Below are 17,936 nucleotides of genomic sequence, written 5' to 3' on the forward strand. Positions count from 1 at the left end.
GCCCGAATTCATCCATCATTCTCGTGAAGAATGTTCCGAAGCGACAAGCTCGTAGCGGCTTTGCTTCGCAAAGCGCCTGAAGGTGAAACCGGCGCCGAAACTGTTAGTTGAAGACTCGCGAACAAGTCCGTGCCGCGCCAAGCGGACGGATCCGATTCAGGGAGGCGACAATGACGGTACGTTCCATTCTCAACACCAAGGGCCACCAGATCATGAGCGTCGAGCCCGACGCGAAGCTGGCTGACGCAGTCAAGCTGCTCGGCGAAAAGAAGATCGGCGCGGTGCTGGTGATGAGCCAGAGCCGGCTCGAGGGCATCCTGTCGGAGCGCGACATCGTCCGCGTGCTCGGTGAGCGCGGTGCCGGCGTGCTGGAAGAGCCGGTGTCTCAGGTCATGACCCGCAAGGTCGTCACCTGCAAGGAGACCGACACGGTCGCCGAACTGATGGAAATGATGACCACCGGCAAGTTCCGCCACCTCCCGGTGCTGGATAACAACCAAGTGGTCGGGCTGATCTCGATCGGCGACATCGTCAAGCGCCGCGTGCAGGAATACGAGGCCGAGCAGGAAGCCCTGCGCGACTACATCAAGACGGCCTGAGCGGGGCGGTTATTTCCCGCCTTGCTCGATCGGCTTGGGCGCGACGCCTTCGGGCGCCGGCGCCAGCACGTCGATCGTTTCCTGGATCGACTCCAGCGCGCGTTCGGCGGCGCGGGTGCCGTGCGCGATCAGCTCCTCGGCGCGATGGAAGTCGAACCAGCCGAACTGGCCGACCCGCGGCGTGATCAGAAGGTCCGGCGGATCGCCGGCGAGCCGCGCGCGGGTGATGCGGTCCTGCATGATGTTGAAGGCATCCACCATCACCGAGGAGATGCCGGGACGCCCGGCGGTGCCGAAGAACTCGCGCTTGACAGTTTTCTCCGGCGAGAAGAAGCGCGGAAAGCGCCGCTTGGCCGGAATCTCCTCGGTGACTGGGGCAACCGGCGCGGGCGTCGCACCGTGCTGATAGATCGTCGTCGAATGCGTGAAGACGTCGGTGGACAGATTGACGGCGATGACGATTTCGGCCCCGAGTGCCCGCGCAGCCGAAACCGGCACCGGATTCACCAGCGCGCCGTCGACCAGCCAACGGTCGCCGATCATCACCGGCGAGAAGATGCCGGGCAGCGCATAGGAGGCGCGAATCGCCTCGATCAGGCGGCCGCGCGTGAGCCAGATCTCGTGGCCGGTGCGGACCTCGGTCGCGACCGAGGCATACTTCATCGGGAGATCCTCGATCATGGTCTGGCCGATCGCTTTCTCGAGCCGGCTTGCGAGCTTCTCGCCACCGATCAGGCCCGAGCCGTCGAGACGGATGTCGAGATAGCCGAGGATGTTGCGCACGCCCTGGAGGCTGCGCGCCCAGTCTTCCAGCGTGTCGAGCCGGTCGGCCGCATAGGCGCCGCCAACGGCCGCGCCAATCGAGGTGCCGACCACGACATCGGGCACGATGCCGTTGGCCAGCAACGTCCTTATGATACCGATATGGGCAAAACCGCGTGCCGCGCCGCCGCCGAGGGCCAAGCCAATAACCGGTTTGCGAATGCTGCCGAGCCCGACTTTCTCGCCATTGGAGCCATTCAGGCTCCGACCTCTCAACATCTCCAGCACCGAAACTCTCCTACTCCGGGCCATCCTCACTCCAGAGTAGGCGCCGCGCTGCCGCTTCGCCAGACAGAGGGCAAAGCTCCGTTTATAGCGTTCGGGACGCAGTGGGCAGGAGTGTGGCGAGGGCGGGTTGCCCCTGATGTAATCACGCAGGCGTCAACCGGGTTCCAAAGAACTGCCTCGGGCCGTAATTCCTGGGGTTTCAGAGGCTTGAATTTGCCGCGTTTTCGGTGAAAAGCAGAGGGCATGACTCTCGGGGGTGACGGCATCATCGGATGGCGGCGCGGCGGCAAGCTGCTGCCGGTGCTCGCCCTTGCCGCAAGCCTCGCCGTATCAGGCCAGAATGCTGCGCAGGCCCAGCTTTTTTCTGATCGGCCGCCGCCGGTGCCCCCGGCTTCGGTGCCCGATCCCGGCGGCGCCGTCAGCCTGGCGCCGCCCTCCGGTCCGGGGGCCGGCCCTCTGAGCCTGCCGCCGACCCTGACCCAGCCGAACACGCCCAGCATGCCGCCGCCCGCGGTGACGAGCGTTCCGCCGGCAGCCCCCCTCAATGCCGCCGCGCCCGGACAGGCCGTGCTGTCCCTGAGCGCCAAATACGGCAAGGACACGCCCGCGATCAGCAGCGGCCTGGTGTGGCGGGTGTTTGCCGATCGCCCCGACGAGAACGGCACCTTCAAGCTGATCCGCGAGGATCGCAGCGCGACGCCCAACATCGTGCTGCCGCCTGGCAATTACGTCGTGCACGTCGCGTTCGGCCTCGTCAGCGCGGTGCGCACCGTCAGCCTGAAGGCCGAGACCGATCGCGAATCCTTCGTGCTGCCGGCCGGCGGCCTGCGCATCGAGGGCCGCGTCGGCACCAGCCGCATTCCGCTGAACCAGATCTCGTTCGCGATCTACAAGGGCAGCCAGTTCGAATCCGGCGAGCGCGCCTCGCTGGTGCCGAACGTCGCCGCCGGCGACGTCGTGCTGCTGCCGGAGGGCACCTACTACATCATCTCCAACTATGGCGACGCCAATTCGGTGGTCCGCTCGGACATCCGCGTCCAGGCCGGCAAGCTCACCGACGTCACCATCACCCACCGCGCCGCCGTGATCACGCTCAAGCTCGTCAGCGACAAGGGCGGCGAGGCGCTCGCCAACACCGCCTGGTCGGTGCTGACCCCCGGCGGCGACGTGATCAAGGAATCCATCGGCGCCTTCCCGCGCGTCGTGCTCTCCGAGGGCGAATACCGCGCCATCGCCAAGAACGAGGGCAAGGTCTACGAGCGCGGCTTCAACGTCGTCAACGGCGTCGACGGCGAAGTCGAAGTCGTCGCGCGCTAGCGCTCACCTCCGATACCTGAGCGCCTCCACCAGCACGGCAAACGCCGGCGTTGGCTGCCGCCGGCTCGGATAATAGAGGTGATAGCCCGCAAACGGCGCGCACCAGTCGGCGAGCACGCGGATCAGCCGGCCGTCGGCGATCTCGCGCTTCACGAGATCTTCCGGGATGTAGGCGAGGCCAAGCCCGGCCAGCACAGCGTTCATCCGCAGCAGGCCGGTGTTGAACACGAGCTGGCCGTCGACGCGCACCTTCATGACGCGGCCGCGCTTCTCGAAATCCCAGGCATAGATCCCGCCATAGGTCGGCAGGCGGAGGTTGATGCAATTGTGCTCGGTGAGATCCTGCGGTTGTTTCGGCTTGCCGCGCGCGGCGAAATAGGCGGGCGCGCCGACTACGGCCATCCGCATCTCCGGCCCGATCCGCACTGCGATCATGTCCCTGGCGACCTGTTCGCCGAGGCGCACGCCGGCGTCGTAGCGCTCAGCGACGATGTCGGTGAGGCCATAGTCGACGACGAGCTCGACCTTGATGTCGGGACAGCGCGGCAGGAGCTTTGCCAGCACCGGCCACAGGACCGTCTGCGCCGCATGCTCGCCTGTGGTGATGCGCACCGTGCCGGCCGGCGTCTCACGCAATGCGGTGAGCGCTGACAGTTCGGCGTCGATCTCGTCAAAGCGCGGCCCGATCGTGCGGAGCAGCCGTTCGCCGGCCTCCGTCGGCGCGACGCTGCGGGTGGTGCGGGTGAGAAGCCTCAAGCCCAGCCGCTCCTCTAGCGCACGCACCGTGTGGCTGAGCGCCGACTGCGACACGCCGAGCTGGGCGGCAGCGCGGGTAAAGCTGCGCTCGCGCGCGACGGCGAGAAAGGCGATCAGGTCTTTGGTGTTGGTGCGGGCCATTCATGAGTCCAGTTCATGAGTACATGCCGATTTTATCACCTAATCGCGGGGCCGCGCGCGGCCTAAATTCGCAGTCGAACGTGGTGTTTAAAGGAGAGCTGCGATGCAGACGCGCAAACTCGGCAAAAGTGGTCTCGAAGTGTCGGCCCTTGGCCTCGGCTGCATGGGATTGAGTTACGGCTACGGCCCCGCGACCGAGAAATCGCAGGCGATCGCGCTGATCAGGACGGCATTCGAGCGCGGCGTGACGTTTTTCGACACCGCCGAGGCCTACGGCCCCTTCGTCAACGAGGAGCTGGTGGGCGAGGCGCTGGCGCCGTTCCGCGACAAGGCGGTGATCGCCACCAAGTTCGGCTTCAGGGATGGCAAGGTCGACGCCGGGCTCGACAGCTCCCCCGCCAACGTCAAGGCGGTGGCGGAGGCCGCGCTGAAGCGGCTCAAGACCGACCGCATCGATCTGTTCTATCAGCATCGCGTCGATCCCGCGGTGCCGATCGAGGACACCGCAGGCGCGGTGAAGGATTTGATCCGCGAGGGCAAGGTGCTGCATTTCGGCCTGTCCGAGGCGGGCGCCTCGAGCATCCGCCGCGCTCATGCGGTGCAGCCCGTCACCGCATTGCAAAGCGAATATTCGCTGTGGTGGCGCGAGCCGGAGCGGGAGATCCTGCCGACGCTAGAAGAGCTCGGCATCGGCTTCGTTCCGTTCAGCCCGCTCGGCAAGGGCTTTCTGACCGGCGCGATCAACGAGAGCACGACCTTCGACAGCAACGATTTCCGCAACATCGTACCGCGCTTCTCATCGAGCGCACGCAAAGCCAATCAGGCGCTGGTCGATCTGCTCGGCGAACTTGCTGCCGCGCGGAAGGTGACGCCGGCGCAGATCGCGCTGGCCTGGCTGCTCGCGCAGAAGCCGTGGATCGTGCCGATACCTGGCACCACCAAGCTGCACCGGCTCGAGGAAAATCTCGGCGCGGCTGCGGTGACGCTGTCGCAGGCCGATCTCGGGGCCATTGCAGAGGTGCTGGCCAATGTGGCGGTGCAAGGCGACCGCTATCCGGCGCATCTCCAGGCGCGGGTCGGCCGCTAACATTTGTTATGAATGTCCGGTGAGCGTTCGCTTACCGGACATCTTTGTCCCGTGTATCGCTGAAAGCGCTACCAAGCGCCGCTGCGGAGGGATTGGAAAACACCGGCTTATTCCGGGCTCGGCCCGAAGTCGTCATAACCGGTGCAAGATACGTATTTCCGATAATCAATTTCATTCGCTTTCCACGCTGCTGGGTTATATGTCGGGCATCCGTCCAATGGGGGAGGCCGGCGCAGGCTTGGTGGCTTTGCGAGACCGGCAGGAGCAGGGGCCAAGCTCGTCGGTATGTTCGAAGTGATCCTCACCAGGCGCAAACGGTTCGGTTGGCGGTGGCAGGTCTGCGACCAGTCCGGCAAGATATTTGCCGACGGCTTCGAGCGCACGCGGCCGTCCGCCAAATACTATGGCGAGCGCGCGCTATTCTTCCTGTTGTCGCAGGCTCATTTGCACAATCGTTCCGCGGCTGCGAGCGAGGACTAGATTCGATCGGTATCGGTCCGCAGCCTGGGTGAACGAAGCGACACCCGGACCGCTCGTGGTAGAATCCCGGACGTCGCTTCGCCCATCCGGCTACAATCCCTTGCGTTGCCTGACGGGCAAAACACGCCATCCCTTGGTCGATACTGATCATCGAAAATATTCCACTTTACCGAAATTCGGAAACGACGTATGTTTCGCTCACTCCGGCCCAAGGAAGAGGGGCGTATCGCGATCGTCACGAACGCGGGCCGGATGGCGGTGGACGTGGATTACATCGGCGCGAAGAGATTTGCAGGGCGGGCAACCGTGAGCGAAGAACCTCGCGCGCACGACCGGTGTGATCGGCGTACGGCGAAATCGTGTGGTCCTGACGCCCGGGGTCTGTGCGTCAAGGCTCGTGGTGATGCGTGTGGCTCAACCGGGCCCTCGTGTCAGTCATCTGCGAGACGACGGGGGCAATAGTGCATCGCTCCCCGGGGAGAGCACGACATAAGCCGTCAAACCACTGCGCAGGGAAGGCCGGATGTCACGGCTTCACCTGTATGCCGCTGTGCAGCCTCTTGTAGCGCAACCATCGCACAGTGGACCGCGGGTGCCAGCCAGCACCCGGTCTTCCCTGCGCCCTTTTCAATTGAGGGTGAGGCGACGGCCAAAGCTCGGGCGAGATGCGCCGCGAGGATGCGAAGCTGTGTCTGCTTGCTCCGTCATTGCGAGCGTAGCGAGGCAATCCAGACTGTCGCCGCGGAAAGACTCTGGATTGCTTCGCTGCGGTAAGAAGTAACTAGGCTGGATCAGGCGGCCTCCGGAAGTGGCTGGAGCTGAGCGGCATAACCAAGCTTGGCTAGCTGGGCGACGAGACGTCTGGCCTTTGCGGCGGTTGAGCGATGATCGAAATGCGCGGCGCCTAAGTCGTGGTGCTCGGTTCCGTCCTTCAACATATGATAGATGGCGGTGAGCAGGGAGGCTGCCACGGCGCAGATGGCTTTCTGTGGTCCACGGCGGCGGCTCAGGCGGTTGAAGCGGGCATTGTAGAAGCTGTCCTTCTTTCGCTTGGCGGCCCAGGCACACTGCACGAGCATGGTCTTCAGCCATGGCGCTCCTTTGCGCAGCCGCGTGCGTTTGCGCTTGCCGGCGCTCTCATTCTGTCCCGGACACAACCCAGCCCAGGCGACGAGATGGCCTGCGCTCGGGAAGCGGCTCATGTCGCGGCCAATCTCGGCCAGGATCGATGTGCCAGCCAAGGTGCTGACACCTGGGATCGTACAAAGGAGCGAGATCAGATCGCGAAAGGAGGCCTGGCCGTCGGCGGCCTCCTTATCCAGCCTGGCAATCGCGGTGTCGACTTGCCGATCGATCTGATCGATGGCCGCACTCAGGGCATCGTATTGCCCGATGTGCAATTGCAGGAGAAAACGATGATGCTCAGTCAGCCGACCATGGAGCGCGTCATAAAGCTGTTTGGGAGAGGCCTTGATCTGCGCATGAGCCAACGCTGCCAGCTTGCTCGGGTCACGCACCCCCGCGATCATCGCCTCGATCATGCGTCGGCCGCTGACACCCATGACCTCGCAGATCACCGAACCGAGCTTGATGTTGGCAGATTCCAGCGTCTTGTCGATTCTCTGCACATGCCGCGTCTGCTCGCGCGTAAGCTGTTTGCGGGTCCGCATCAGCGAGCGCAGCTCCTGCAGCCGTTCCTTGGGTACGAAGCTCGCCTTCAGCAGGCCGCATGCCACGAGATCGGCGATCCACATCGCATCGTTCATGTCGGTCTTGCGGCCAGGCACGTTCTTGATATGCGCGGCGTTGGCCAGGATGAGCTCGAAAGCGCCATCGCTCAGAATGTTCCAGACCGGCTTCCAATACACGCCGGTGGCCTCCATGGCGACATGCGTGCACTTGCTTTCTCTCAGCCACTCGAGCAAGGCCAGCAACCCTGCCGTCGTCGTCTCAAAGGTGCGGCATTCCCGCTCCACCTTCCCTGCCGTCGTTCTCCGCACACAGGCAACGACCGTCGCCTTATGCACATCCAATCCGGCCACTCGTTCGTATAAGACATCCATTGGCGCCTCCAACGCTTGCACTGCCGGCGTGGGGCCTCATCGATAGGAAGTCTAAGAAGCGGGCTCCGGGGCTCTCGCCCCGGGCTCCAGTTGGGGTCATCAAGGCATCCCGGGTCCAAACTCGCAATCGGGCTCTCGGCACCAGACAGCAGCCGACCTCGCTGCCGGCAGCTCCCCATCTTCCGACCTCGACGCCGTTACATCAAGCGCGGGTCGGCCACCGGCCGGTGCTAAACTCGCAATGACGATGTGGAGACAGTCCTGTGCAGGAATTTAGCACCCCGGGCGCATCACATTTTACGCAACCGTCATAGTCTCTAACGCCCACTAACCAACACGCGACTTAAAACTGTCATAATCACTAAAATGGAGCCGCGGCTGTGGCCTTTTTACACGCCATTAAGCGGGCCGGCATTTGGATGCGCGGGGAAAGTGCGTTGGGGACTGCAATGAGTGCCGCGAAGAAGATGCCGGGCAAACCGGCCACCGAAATGTTTGACGACATCCCGGTGCTTCAGCGCAAATGGCGTGCCGCGTTGAAGCCGGGTGACCGGCTGCCGCGCTATGAGGACGTCATGCTCGGCAGCCTTGGGCGGCTCGCCGATCATATCGCGCTGCTCAAGAACGATAGCGCGCTCGAGCTCTCGCGCAGCGGCCGTTACGTGCAGAAATGGCTCGGCGAGGAGCGCTGGGACATTCCGGTCGCGGAGCTGTCGCCGGATTGCGCGACCGCATTGTCGGAAGCGGCGGCGAACGCACTCAAGAACGGACAGCCGCACCAGGCGAGCGCGCATTGCGTGCGCGACGGCATGGTCAGGACCTACGATCTGCTGGCGCTGCCGACCTCGTCGCGCTGGGGCGCGACGCTGGTCGGTACGTACGTCAACGAGCGCGGCGCGCAATATAATCTGCTCGACGCGATCTTCTCGTCGACCGATGACGCGGTGGTGTCGCTGGCGACCCTGCGCGACGGCAACGGCGCGCCGTTCGATCTCCAGGTCGTGCATCACAACAAGAGCGCCGGACTGCTGCTGAAGATCGCGAGCGGAAATCTGCTGTGGCGGCGGATCGGCGAGGGCAGCACGCTGCTGGCTTCGCCCGAGATCATGACGTTTCTGCTCAAGGCCGTCTCCGGCGGCCGCGGCGAGCAGCTCGAGATCGAGCACGATGGCCGTTATCTCCGGCTGAGTGCCACCGCCTTCGCCGACGTCGTTTCGCTGACAATCTCGGATGTCACCGCGCTGAAGCGCCGCGATGCCTCGTTCCGCCTGCTGTTCGACAATAATCCGATGCCGATGTGGGTGTTCGACGCCGACACCAAGCAGTTCCTCGGCGTCAACGACGCCGCGGTCCAGCATTACGGTTACAGCCGTGCGGCGTTCCTGCGGATGACATTGCCGGAGATCTGGCCGCAGGACGAATGGGACAGTCACGCCGAGGCACTCGAGCGCATCGGCGACACCTATCATTCCTCGCGCAACTGGCGGCATCTGCGCGCCGACGGCAGCGAGATCGAGGTATTGACCTTCGGCCGTCGCGTCGTCTTCGATGATCGCGACGGCTATCTGGTCGCGGTGGTCGACATCACCGAGCGGCGCAAGGCCGAGGCGCGGATCGCGCACATGGCCCACCATGACGGGCTCACCGATCTGCCGAACCGCGAATTTTTCCAGGAACGCCTGAAACAGGCGCTCGACCAGGCCGGCGGCAAGCGTGTCGGCGTGCTCTACATCGACCTCGACCTGTTCAAGAACATCAACGATTCCTTCGGGCATCCTTCGGGCGATCGCCTGCTCAAGGAGGTGGCCGAACGCCTCACCACCGCGGTCCGCGGCGCCAATGTCGCAGCAAGGCTCGGCGGAGACGAGTTCGCCGTAATCCTCGCCGCCGACGTCTCGCCGAACGAGGCCAGCGCCTGTGCGGCTCTGCTGATCGACATGCTGAAGACGCCCTACGACATCGACGGCCAGGAGATGGTGATCGGCGCCAGCATCGGCATCGCGTTGTCGCCGGGCGACGGCGTGACGTCGGAGGAGTTGATGCGCAACGCCGACATGGCGCTGTATCGGGCGAAGTCCGACGGCGGCGGCGTGCATCATTTCTTCGAGCGCGAGATGGACCTGCAGGCGCAGAAGCGCCGCGACATGGAGCTCGATCTGCGCCGTGCATTTGCCAATGGCGAGTTCGAGCTGCATTACCAGCCGCTGGTGTCGATCGCTTCCGACCGCATCTCGGGATTCGAGTCGCTGCTGCGCTGGCACCACCCCGACAAGGGCATGATCTCGCCAGCCGAGTTCATTCCGGTTGCCGAAGACATCGGTCTCATCACCCAGCTCGGCGAGTGGGTGCTGCGCGAGGCCTGCGCCGAAGCGGTGAAGTGGCCTTCCGACGTCAAGGTCGCGGTCAATCTGTCGCCGGCGCAATTCCGCAGCCGCAACCTGGTTCAGGTCGTGATCTCGGCGCTGGCGCAATCCGGCCTGTCGCCGAAGCGGCTCGAGCTCGAGATCACCGAGTCGATCTTCCTGGCCGAGACCGATGCCAATCTCGCGATCCTGCACCAGTTGCGCGAGCTCGGTGTCAGCATCTCCATGGATGATTTCGGCACCGGCTATTCCAGCCTCAGCTATCTACGCAGCTTCCCGTTCGACAAGATCAAGATCGACCGCTCGTTCGTCAAGGATCTGGCGCAGCGGCCTGATTGCGTCGCCATCGTGCGTGCGATCTCCGGGCTCGGCCGCAGCCTCAACATCACCACGACCGCGGAGGGCGTCGAGACCGAGGATCAGCTCGATTGGCTTCGCGCCGAAGGCTGCAACGAGGTGCAGGGCTTCCTGTTCAGCGCGGCGCGGCCCGCGGCCGAGATCGCAAAGCTGCTGGCCGATTTCGGCCAGCGCGCCTCACGGGCGGCGTAAGCCCTCGGGGTAGCAGTCATAGACCAATTCCTTGAAAGCGGGCGTGATGCGGCCGCGCTCGTTCTGGGTCTGCTGCATCAGGAGGTAGACCATGTCGAGCTTGGGATCGACGCCGAAATAGGTGCCGCTGCCACTGTCCCATTTCAACTCGCCGATCGAGCCCGCGGGCGGCGGCTTTGCGTTGCCGGGGTCGGTGCGCACGGCAAGGCCATAGCCATAACCGAAGCCATCGCCCGGGAAATAGAAATAGTCGCGATCGACGCCGGAGCCGGGTCCGATCTGATCGGTCGTCATGGCCTTGAACGCGGCGGGGCTGAGATAGCGCCTGCCGTCGAATTCGCCGCCGTTGAGGAGCATTTGCGAGAAACGCTGATAGTCGGTGATGGTCGAGAGCAGGCCGCCGCCGCCGGATTGCCATTCCGGATGGTCGAGACGCTCGCGCTCGGCATCGAGCAGGATCTGGTCGCTTGGCAACGGCCGCGCCATGCGCTCGAGCTCGTCGAGCGTCGTCAGCACGAATTTGGTGTTGGTCATGCCGAGCGGATCGAAGATGCGCTGCTTCAAGGCGTCGTACAGCGTCTGCCTGGTGATGATTTCGATGACGCTGCCGAGCACATCGGTGGAATGACCGTAGCGCCACAGCGTGCCCGGTTGGCGCGCCAGCGGCAGCTTGGCGATACGGTCGGCGAATTCCCTGTTGTTGAAGTGGCCCTCGAAGATCTTGGCCGCCTTGTAGGCGAGCTCGACCCATTTACCGCCGATATAGTCGTAGCTGATGCCCGAGGTATGCCGCATCAGATCTCGGATCGTCACCGGATGGACCGGCGGCACCAGGTCGAGCGCCATCGAGCCGTCGGGCTTGGTGATCTCCATTCCCACTTTCGTGCCGGCGAAGAGGGGGATGTATTTCGACACGGGATCGGTGAGCGCGAGCTTACCCTCGTCGATCAGCATCATCGCGGCCAGGCTGGTGATCGGCTTGGTCATGGAATGGATGGCGAAGATCGTGTCCGGCGTCATCGACAGCCGCGTCCTGACGTCGCGCTCGCCGAACAGCTTGAAATAGACCGGCCTGCCGTGCTGCTGGATCAGAACGATCGCCCCTGGCAAACGGCCGGCAGTGACCTCGTTTTCGAAGAACGAAGTGATGCGTCGCAGGCCGTCGGCCGAGGGAGCGGGGATGTCGCTGGCGCGGCTCCGCGCCATCGTGCCGGCCAGCATCGCGGCCCCCACCAAAAATTCACGACGCTTCATCCGGGCTTCCTCCCTCGCGGGAGGGATCAAAGCCGCAAGACGTTCGAGGCGTCAACGAGACTTCGACTAAAAACGCGTCACGATTTCAGAAAGGAACGGTCGCGGACGATCCTCGCTCGGCTTGGTCGGCGTGCCGATGTGAACGAGCCCGGCGAGCTTTTCGTCCGCCTTGAGGCCAAGCCCGTCCAGCACGTCGCGATCGAAGGCGAACCAGCCGGTGAGCCAGCAGGCGCCGTAGCCGAGCGCGGTCGCGGCCGTGACGATGTTCATGACGCTCGCGCCGGCCGACAATTCCTGCTCCCATGCCGGCACCTTGGGATGCGGCTTGGTGAAGCTGACGACGCCGATCACCAGCGGCGCATCGGTGAGCCGCTTGCGCTCGGTCTCGATATCGGCCGCGGGGGCGCCGGGATTCTTGCGGGCAAAGACCTTGGCGATCACCTCGCCGGCGCGCTGGCGTGCCTCGCCTTCGAAAATGATGAAGCGCCAGGGCGCGAGCTTGCCATGATCGGGCACCCGTGCGCCGATGGTCAAAATGGTCTCGAGCTCGGTCGGCGAGGGGCCGGGGCCGGTCATCTCGCGCGGCTTGACCGAGCGGCGGGTCTTGAGGAGTTCAATGGCGTCGGGCACTGCGGTTACCTCTTCGGCTGGTCGTCGGGCGTGCCATGCCGAGATAAGCATGCACGCCCGCAACCGAAAGCGAGTTTAGATCGATTTCAGGGATCAGACCGCCTCACGCATCCGCCGGACATCCGCCGGGGTGGCCTCGTCGACCAAGGCGGCGATTGCCTCCGCGGTCGCCATCACCTTCTGCCCGTCGCTGCCGAGCCGGCGGACGGAGACCGAATGCGTTTCGGCCTCTTTCTTGCCGACCACGAGCAGTGCCGGGATCTTGGCCAGCGAATGCTCGCGGACCTTGTAGTTGATCTTTTCGTTGCGAAGGTCGATCTCGACCCGAAGCCCTGCGCGCCGCGCCTGCTCCAGCACCTGCTTGGCGTATTCGTCGCCTTCCGAGGTGATAGTGGTGACCACCGCCTGCACCGGCGAGAGCCAGAGCGGGAAGTTGCCGGCATAGTGCTCGATCAGGATGCCGATATAGCGTTCCATCGAGCCGCAGATCGCGCGGTGCACCATCACCGGCGGTTTCTTGCCGCCGTCATGGTCGATGTAGAACGCACCGAACCGCTCGGGCAGGTTGAAGTCGACCTGCGTGGTGCCGCATTGCCAGTCGCGGCCGATGGCGTCGCGCAGCACGTACTCGAACTTCGGCCCGTAGAAGGCGCCTTCGCCCGGGTTGATCTCGGTCTTGATGTGATTGTTCTGCGACTGGATCTCGCGCAGCACGGTCGCCATCACGCGCTCGGCGTGATCCCACATCGCGTCCGTGCCGACACGCTTGTCCGGCCGCGTGGAGAGCTTCACGGTGAGATCGCCGGTGAAGCCGAAATCGGCATAGGTCGACAGGATCAGGTCGTTGATCTTCAGGCACTCTTCGGCGAGCTGGTCCTCGGTGCAGAAGATGTGCGCGTCGTCCTGGGTGAAGCCGCGCACGCGCATCAGGCCGTGCATGGCGCCGGACGGCTCATAGCGATGCACGACGCCGAACTCGGCAAGGCGGAGCGGCAGGTCGCGGTAGCTCTTCAGGCCGTGCTTGAAGATCTGGACGTGACCGGGACAGTTCATCGGCTTGAGCGCGAACCAGCGCTTGTCCTCGGCCTCGTCGCCAGCCGACTGCGCCGCGAACATGTTTTCGCGATACCAGCCCCAATGGCCGGAGGTCTCCCACAGAGACTTGTCGAGGATCTGCGGCGCGTTGACCTCGTTGTAATCTCCGGTCAGGCGGCGGCGCATATAGGCGATCAGCTGCTGGAAGATGGTCCAGCCCTTCGGGTGCCAGAACACGACGCCCGGACCTTCCTCCTGGAAGTGGAAGAGGTCGAGCTCGCGTCCGAGCTTGCGATGGTCGCGCTTCTCGGCTTCCTCGATCTGCTTGAGGTAAGCGTCGAGGTCCTCCTGCTTGGCGAAAGCCGTGCCGTAGATGCGTGTCAGCATCGGGTTGTTGGAATCGCCACGCCAATAGGCGCCGGCCACCTTCATCAGCTTGAAGGCGTTGCCGACCTTGCCGGTCGAGGTCATGTGCGGGCCGCGGCAGAGATCGAACCAGTCGCCCTGATAGTAGATCTTGATCGGCTCGTTGCCGGGAATGGCGTCGACCAGCTCGACCTTGAAGGCTTCGCCCTTGTCGCGGAACACCTGCTTGGTCTTTTCGCGGTCCCAAACCTCCTTCGTAAAAGGTTTGTCGCGCGCAATGATCTCGCGCATCTTCTTCTCGATCGCGGCGAAGTCTTCCGGCGTGAACGGCTCGTTGCGGAAGAAGTCGTAATAGAAGCCGTTTTCGATCACCGGGCCGATGGTGACCTGCGTGCCTGGCCACAGCGATTGCACGGCTTCGGCGAGCACGTGCGCGCAGTCGTGGCGGATCAATTCGAGCGCCTCCGGCTCGTCGCGGGTGACCAGCTTGATCTTGGCGTCGACCTCGATCGGATCGTTGAGATCGGTCAGCACGCCGTCGAGCGCCATCGCGACGGTGCGCTTGGCGAGCGAAGGCGATATCCCCTTGGCGATATCGAGACCTGTGATGTTTTGGTCATATTGGCGCTGGGCGCCGTCGGGGAAGGTGAGGGTGACTTTGGCGGCGGGGGTCACGGGCTTCAGGTTGCTGAGGGAGTATTGGAAGCCGGATTCGGACTTGCGATCATCGGTCATTGCTTTTCTCCTGAGGCTCACTCCTGCGAACGAGCGCAGGTAAGCGGGAACGAGCGATATATCAGGCGATTCGGCCTGTGCAATCCGGCAATTCCAAGAAAGTGGCGCGCAAAAGCCGGGGCGGTGCTTCAACTATTTCGGTCCGCGCCCTTTCACTGGCCGCGGCCCTGCTCTACATGCATTTGCATGGAAAAATCGCCTGCCGTCGGCCGTTTCACGCCAACCGCCCTGATGCTCGGCAATCTCGTCACCGGTTGCTCGGTGCTGGCGCCGGCGGGCATGCTGCCGGAATTGTCGACGGGGCTCGACGTCAGCATCCATGCGGCCGGGCTGCTCATCACCTTTGGCGCGATCACGCTGTGCATCGGCTCGCCGCTGACGGCGTGGCTGACCAGCCGCATCGAACGCCGAATTTTGCTCACCACCACACTTGCAGTGCTCGCTTTTGGCAATCTCGCCTCGGCCTTTGCGCCCGACTACGCAAGTCTCCTTGTCATTCGCCTGGTGATGCTTGCCGTCGGCGCGCTCTACACGCCGCAGGCTGCCGGTACGGCGGCGCTGATCGTGCCGGCGGAGCGGCGCGGCAGCACGATTGCCTACATCTTCCTCGGCTGGTCGTTGGCTGCCGCCGTCGGCCTCCCGCTGATCACCTTTATCGCCAGCCGCTATGGCTGGCGCGCCGCCTATGGCGAGATCGGCGCGCTTGGCTGCGTCAGCTTCCTGTTGCTGCTGGTGCGCCTGCCGGCTGGCTTGAAGGGGACGCCGGTCGACCTGAAAACCTGGAGCGAGGTCGGCCGCAACAAGACGATCCTGCTGCTGCTCGCGATCACGATGCTGCAGATGTCCGGACAGTTCGCAGTGTTCACCTTCATCGGCCCGCTGCTCAAGAAGCTGACCGAGGCGAGCCCGGACGCGATCGGCCTGGTGTTCGGCATCTATGGGGTGTGCGGTTTTCTCGGCGTTGCGGTGGCGACCCGCATCGTCGACACATGGGGGCCATATCGGACCTCGTTGCTGTTCACGTGCCTGTTACTCGCGGGTATCACCGGGTGGGCGCTGAGCGCGGGCACCCTCGCATTGATGGCGATCGCGGTGGCGATCTGGGGACTTGGCTTTGCCTCGACCAACTCGATGCAGCAGGTGCGCCTGGTCGCGGCCGCGCCCCCGCTCGCGCCTGCAACCGTCGCGCTCAATACGTCGGTCCTCTATATCGGCCAGGCGATTGGCTCGGCCGTCGGGGGGCTGCTGTTTGCCCGCGAGTTGCTGCACAGCACAGGCTTCGTGGCTGTCGGCTTTGTCGTGCTGGCGCTGGTCCTGGTGCTTGTGAGCCGTCCCCGGCCGGCGGCTGCCGCGCCGGGCTGAAGCAGGCATTCCTGTGTGCAAGGCGCTTGGCAAACCGCGCGGGAGAGCGCTAGAACGCCCGTCATGGGGACCAAAGAGAGTTGACTGAAATGAGGATGATTCTGGCGGTTGCCGCGGTGCTCTATTCAGCCTCCGCGTTTGCGCAGACCGACAAGCCACCGATGGTGGGGGACAAGCCGCTGGTGCAGGTGAAGCCCAAGGAGACCAAGGCCGGCACCAAAGAGGCCGCCGCCAAGCCGGCTGCAGCGCCCAAGGGCAAGCCGCAATCGATCGCGGCTCGGCTTCAGGCCTGCCTCGATACTGACGACGGCACCAAGGACCGGCTCAACTGCTACGACGCTATTATCCCGCCGACGCCCAAGCCGAAGCCGGCAAAGGCCAAAGGCTACGCCGATTGCCGTTTCTTCAAGGAAGAAGACGAGCGGCTGGCCTGCTTCAACGGCTTTGCCGAGAGCATTCCGAAGCTGCCCAAAACCTAGAGATCGAGAGCTGAGGTTCGAGGGCCGGGCGCCTGGTCGGCGATCCGGCCCAACACCGCCCTGAAGGCAACGCCCGGCACTTGCAGCGCGGTGCCTTCGAACTCGGCCGTGTCGCCGTCCTCCCGGCCGGCGAGCGCCGAAATGCCGGCGTGTGCAACTAACGGCTCGATGCCGAAGAGCTGGTGGCTGCGACCCGCGTCAGCGCCAGCGCCGGCGTTGCCGACATTTTCACCAGCACGTCCTTGAGCGGGTATTGCGTCCACGCGCGGTTGACATAGTCGCGGTGGGTGATGCCGTCGCCGGTCTCGACAAACACGACGCTGCCAGGACGCAAGGGCCCCTCCATGTCCTCGGAGACGCTGATGCCCTTCTGCCGCAGCATGCTCATCAGCTCGCGGTCGCGCCGTGCGGTGTAGTGAGTATAGGAGCTGACGAAGAAGCCCGAGCGATGGCTCTCGATCCAGGACGCGAACTTGTCCATTTCGCCATAGACGGCATCAAGCAGCACGACGCCGCGGACGCGATCGCTGATGCCGCCGACCTCGAGGCTCCAGGCGGTTGGCAGGAAGCCGCCGCTATAGCCGACGATCACGATCGGCATGTTGGCAAAGGCACGTGCGCTGTTGGGATCGCCGGTCAGCTGCGCGAGGTGGCTGGCTGACTCTTCCATGAAGCGCTTGAGGCCCCCGGGCTGCCAGAATTTTCCGGCGCTGGAGTCTGCGGCGTCGACAGCCATCTGCGGCGCGAGCAGCACGGCATTGGCGCCGGAATCGGTGATCTGCTGCGGCACCAGCTGGCGGTCGCGCACGTCGCGCTCGAGCGTTGCGCCGTTGCCGTGGAAGAACACCACGATCACGCCGGGCTTGCGCACGTCGAAATGTTCGGGGACATGCACCAGCACGCGGCTGTCGTTGTAGGTCTCGTCCTGCCAGAACACCCGCCCCGAATAGCTGCGATGGCCGCGGCGGTCGCCCTTGGAGATATTGAGGAAGGGCGAGTCGGAGGCGGGGTTGTTGCCGAAATAGGGGAAGGCCGAGGACTTCATGCTGATGAGGGTCGTCAGGTCGTCGCGCGCCGGACGCTGGTAGGGGACCTGCGGCGCGAGCGAGGCGACCTTGTAGGGCGTCTGCTCCGGCTGTTGCTGCACGGCGCGCTTGGGCGAGAAGTCCGACATCTGTCGTTGCAGAAGGCTTTCGCTCGCCGAGGGAAAGCGCTCTTTGAACTGCGGGGCGGGGAAGCGATCCTCGAATGTGTCGCCGCTTGCGATCTTTGTCTTGGCGATGGTCTGATTGACGACCTGTACATTGGCCTGTGAGTTCGCTGCGAGCGCTGTCGGATTGGGCGCGTTGCCGCATTGAACCAACGTCAGCGAGAACGGCACCAAGCCTGAGATCAGGGCGATCCGCAGCGCACGACCGCGCGCCCCGGACGCCTTGGTCCGGTCAGCGCGCGTGTCTGCTTTCAGTTTCGGAACGGCCCCGACCATCCACCCATGACCCCAAGTCACGTCTATCGGCAATCTTAAGACAATTGAGCCGACTGGCGTTTAGGCGACGTTAAGTGTCCGGAGAAACTTCCCCACATCCGGAACGTTCAGAAAAGACCACGGAATCGTGTCGCGAATGTGGGAGAGGAGAGCGGATTTTCGCGGCCGATGACGGGTTTATTGC

General features: G+C 64.1%; 14 protein-coding genes. 7 read left to right on the plus strand and 7 right to left on the minus strand.

From position 1 onward, the window contains the following. Positions 1-170 precede the first annotated feature (170 nt). Positions 171-599, plus strand: coding sequence for a CBS domain-containing protein (locus JJC00_RS15925; protein WP_200473473.1), 429 nt, complete (start codon positions 171-173; stop codon positions 597-599). A gap of 9 nt (positions 600-608) precedes the next feature. Here the strand turns inward: JJC00_RS15925 and JJC00_RS15930 are convergent, their stop codons facing one another. Then, positions 609-1,649 (minus strand): patatin-like phospholipase family protein, encoded by a 1,041-nt coding sequence (locus tag JJC00_RS15930; RefSeq protein ID WP_200473474.1) that lies wholly within the window; start codon positions 1,647-1,649, stop codon positions 609-611. Positions 1,650-1,892: 243 nt separating this feature from the next. Between JJC00_RS15930 and JJC00_RS15935 the strand changes: the two genes are divergently transcribed. Beyond that, the gene (locus tag JJC00_RS15935) at positions 1,893-2,966 is read left to right on the plus strand and encodes a hypothetical protein (protein ID WP_200473475.1); all 1,074 of its coding nucleotides are present in this window, start codon (positions 1,893-1,895) and stop codon (positions 2,964-2,966) included. A gap of 3 nt (positions 2,967-2,969) precedes the next feature. Here JJC00_RS15935 and JJC00_RS15940 read toward each other — a convergent pair whose 3' ends face one another. Further along, entirely contained in the window at positions 2,970-3,863 is an 894-nt protein-coding gene (locus JJC00_RS15940) for a LysR family transcriptional regulator (RefSeq protein ID WP_200473476.1), read from the minus strand. 103 nt (positions 3,864-3,966) lie between these two features. Here JJC00_RS15940 and JJC00_RS15945 point away from each other — a divergent pair, with 103 nt between their 5' ends. Beyond that, complete coding sequence (locus JJC00_RS15945) at positions 3,967-4,950, plus strand: aldo/keto reductase (protein ID WP_200473477.1); 984 nt, start codon at positions 3,967-3,969, stop codon at positions 4,948-4,950. Positions 4,951-5,235: 285 nt separating this feature from the next. Next, complete coding sequence (locus JJC00_RS15950; protein ID WP_200473478.1) at positions 5,236-5,430, plus strand: hypothetical protein; 195 nt, start codon at positions 5,236-5,238, stop codon at positions 5,428-5,430. Positions 5,431-6,221: 791 nt separating this feature from the next. On the opposite strand, the gene JJC00_RS15955 is transcribed toward JJC00_RS15950, so the two are convergent. Further along, positions 6,222-7,493, minus strand: a complete 1,272-nt coding sequence (locus JJC00_RS15955) for an IS110 family transposase (RefSeq protein ID WP_200469934.1) — start codon at positions 7,491-7,493, stop codon at positions 6,222-6,224. A 449-nt stretch (positions 7,494-7,942) separates the two neighbouring features. On the opposite strand from JJC00_RS15955, the gene JJC00_RS15960 reads away from it, so the two are divergent. Then, the gene (locus tag JJC00_RS15960) at positions 7,943-10,405 is read left to right on the plus strand and encodes a putative bifunctional diguanylate cyclase/phosphodiesterase (RefSeq protein WP_200473479.1); all 2,463 of its coding nucleotides are present in this window, start codon (positions 7,943-7,945) and stop codon (positions 10,403-10,405) included. Here the strand turns inward: JJC00_RS15960 and JJC00_RS15965 are convergent. The 3 genes from JJC00_RS15965 to thrS all read right to left on the minus strand — a co-directional run bounded on the left by JJC00_RS15965 (position 10,391) and on the right by thrS (position 14,425). Continuing rightward, positions 10,391-11,659: a serine hydrolase domain-containing protein gene (locus JJC00_RS15965; RefSeq protein ID WP_200473480.1), complete on the minus strand. Its 1,269-nt coding sequence runs from the start codon at positions 11,657-11,659 to the stop codon at positions 10,391-10,393. The two genes, JJC00_RS15960 and JJC00_RS15965, sit on opposite strands and share 15 nt — an antisense overlap. 66 nt (positions 11,660-11,725) lie before the next feature. Further along, positions 11,726-12,289, minus strand: coding sequence for a nitroreductase family protein (locus JJC00_RS15970; protein ID WP_200473481.1), 564 nt, complete (start codon positions 12,287-12,289; stop codon positions 11,726-11,728). Positions 12,290-12,382: 93 nt separating this feature from the next. Beyond that, a complete protein-coding gene (gene thrS, locus JJC00_RS15975; protein WP_200473482.1) occupies positions 12,383-14,425 on the minus strand; it encodes a threonine--tRNA ligase in 2,043 nt (680 codons plus the stop codon). A gap of 186 nt (positions 14,426-14,611) precedes the next feature. Between thrS and JJC00_RS15980 the strand changes: the two genes are divergently transcribed. Continuing rightward, positions 14,612-15,787, plus strand: coding sequence for an MFS transporter (locus JJC00_RS15980; protein ID WP_200473483.1), 1,176 nt, complete (start codon positions 14,612-14,614; stop codon positions 15,785-15,787). 89 nt (positions 15,788-15,876) lie between these two features. Then, the gene (locus JJC00_RS15985; protein ID WP_200473484.1) at positions 15,877-16,266 is read left to right on the plus strand and encodes a hypothetical protein; all 390 of its coding nucleotides are present in this window, start codon (positions 15,877-15,879) and stop codon (positions 16,264-16,266) included. 157 nt (positions 16,267-16,423) lie between these two features. Here the strand turns inward: JJC00_RS15985 and JJC00_RS15990 are convergent, their stop codons facing one another. Beyond that, on the minus strand, positions 16,424-17,752 hold the full coding sequence (locus JJC00_RS15990) for an alpha/beta hydrolase (RefSeq protein WP_200473485.1): 1,329 nt from the start codon (positions 17,750-17,752) through the stop codon (positions 16,424-16,426). Positions 17,753-17,936: the final 184 nt, after the last annotated feature.

The sequence above is a fragment of the Bradyrhizobium diazoefficiens genome (genome assembly GCF_016616885.1).
Taxonomy (GTDB): Bacteria; Pseudomonadota; Alphaproteobacteria; order Rhizobiales; family Xanthobacteraceae; genus Bradyrhizobium; species Bradyrhizobium diazoefficiens_F.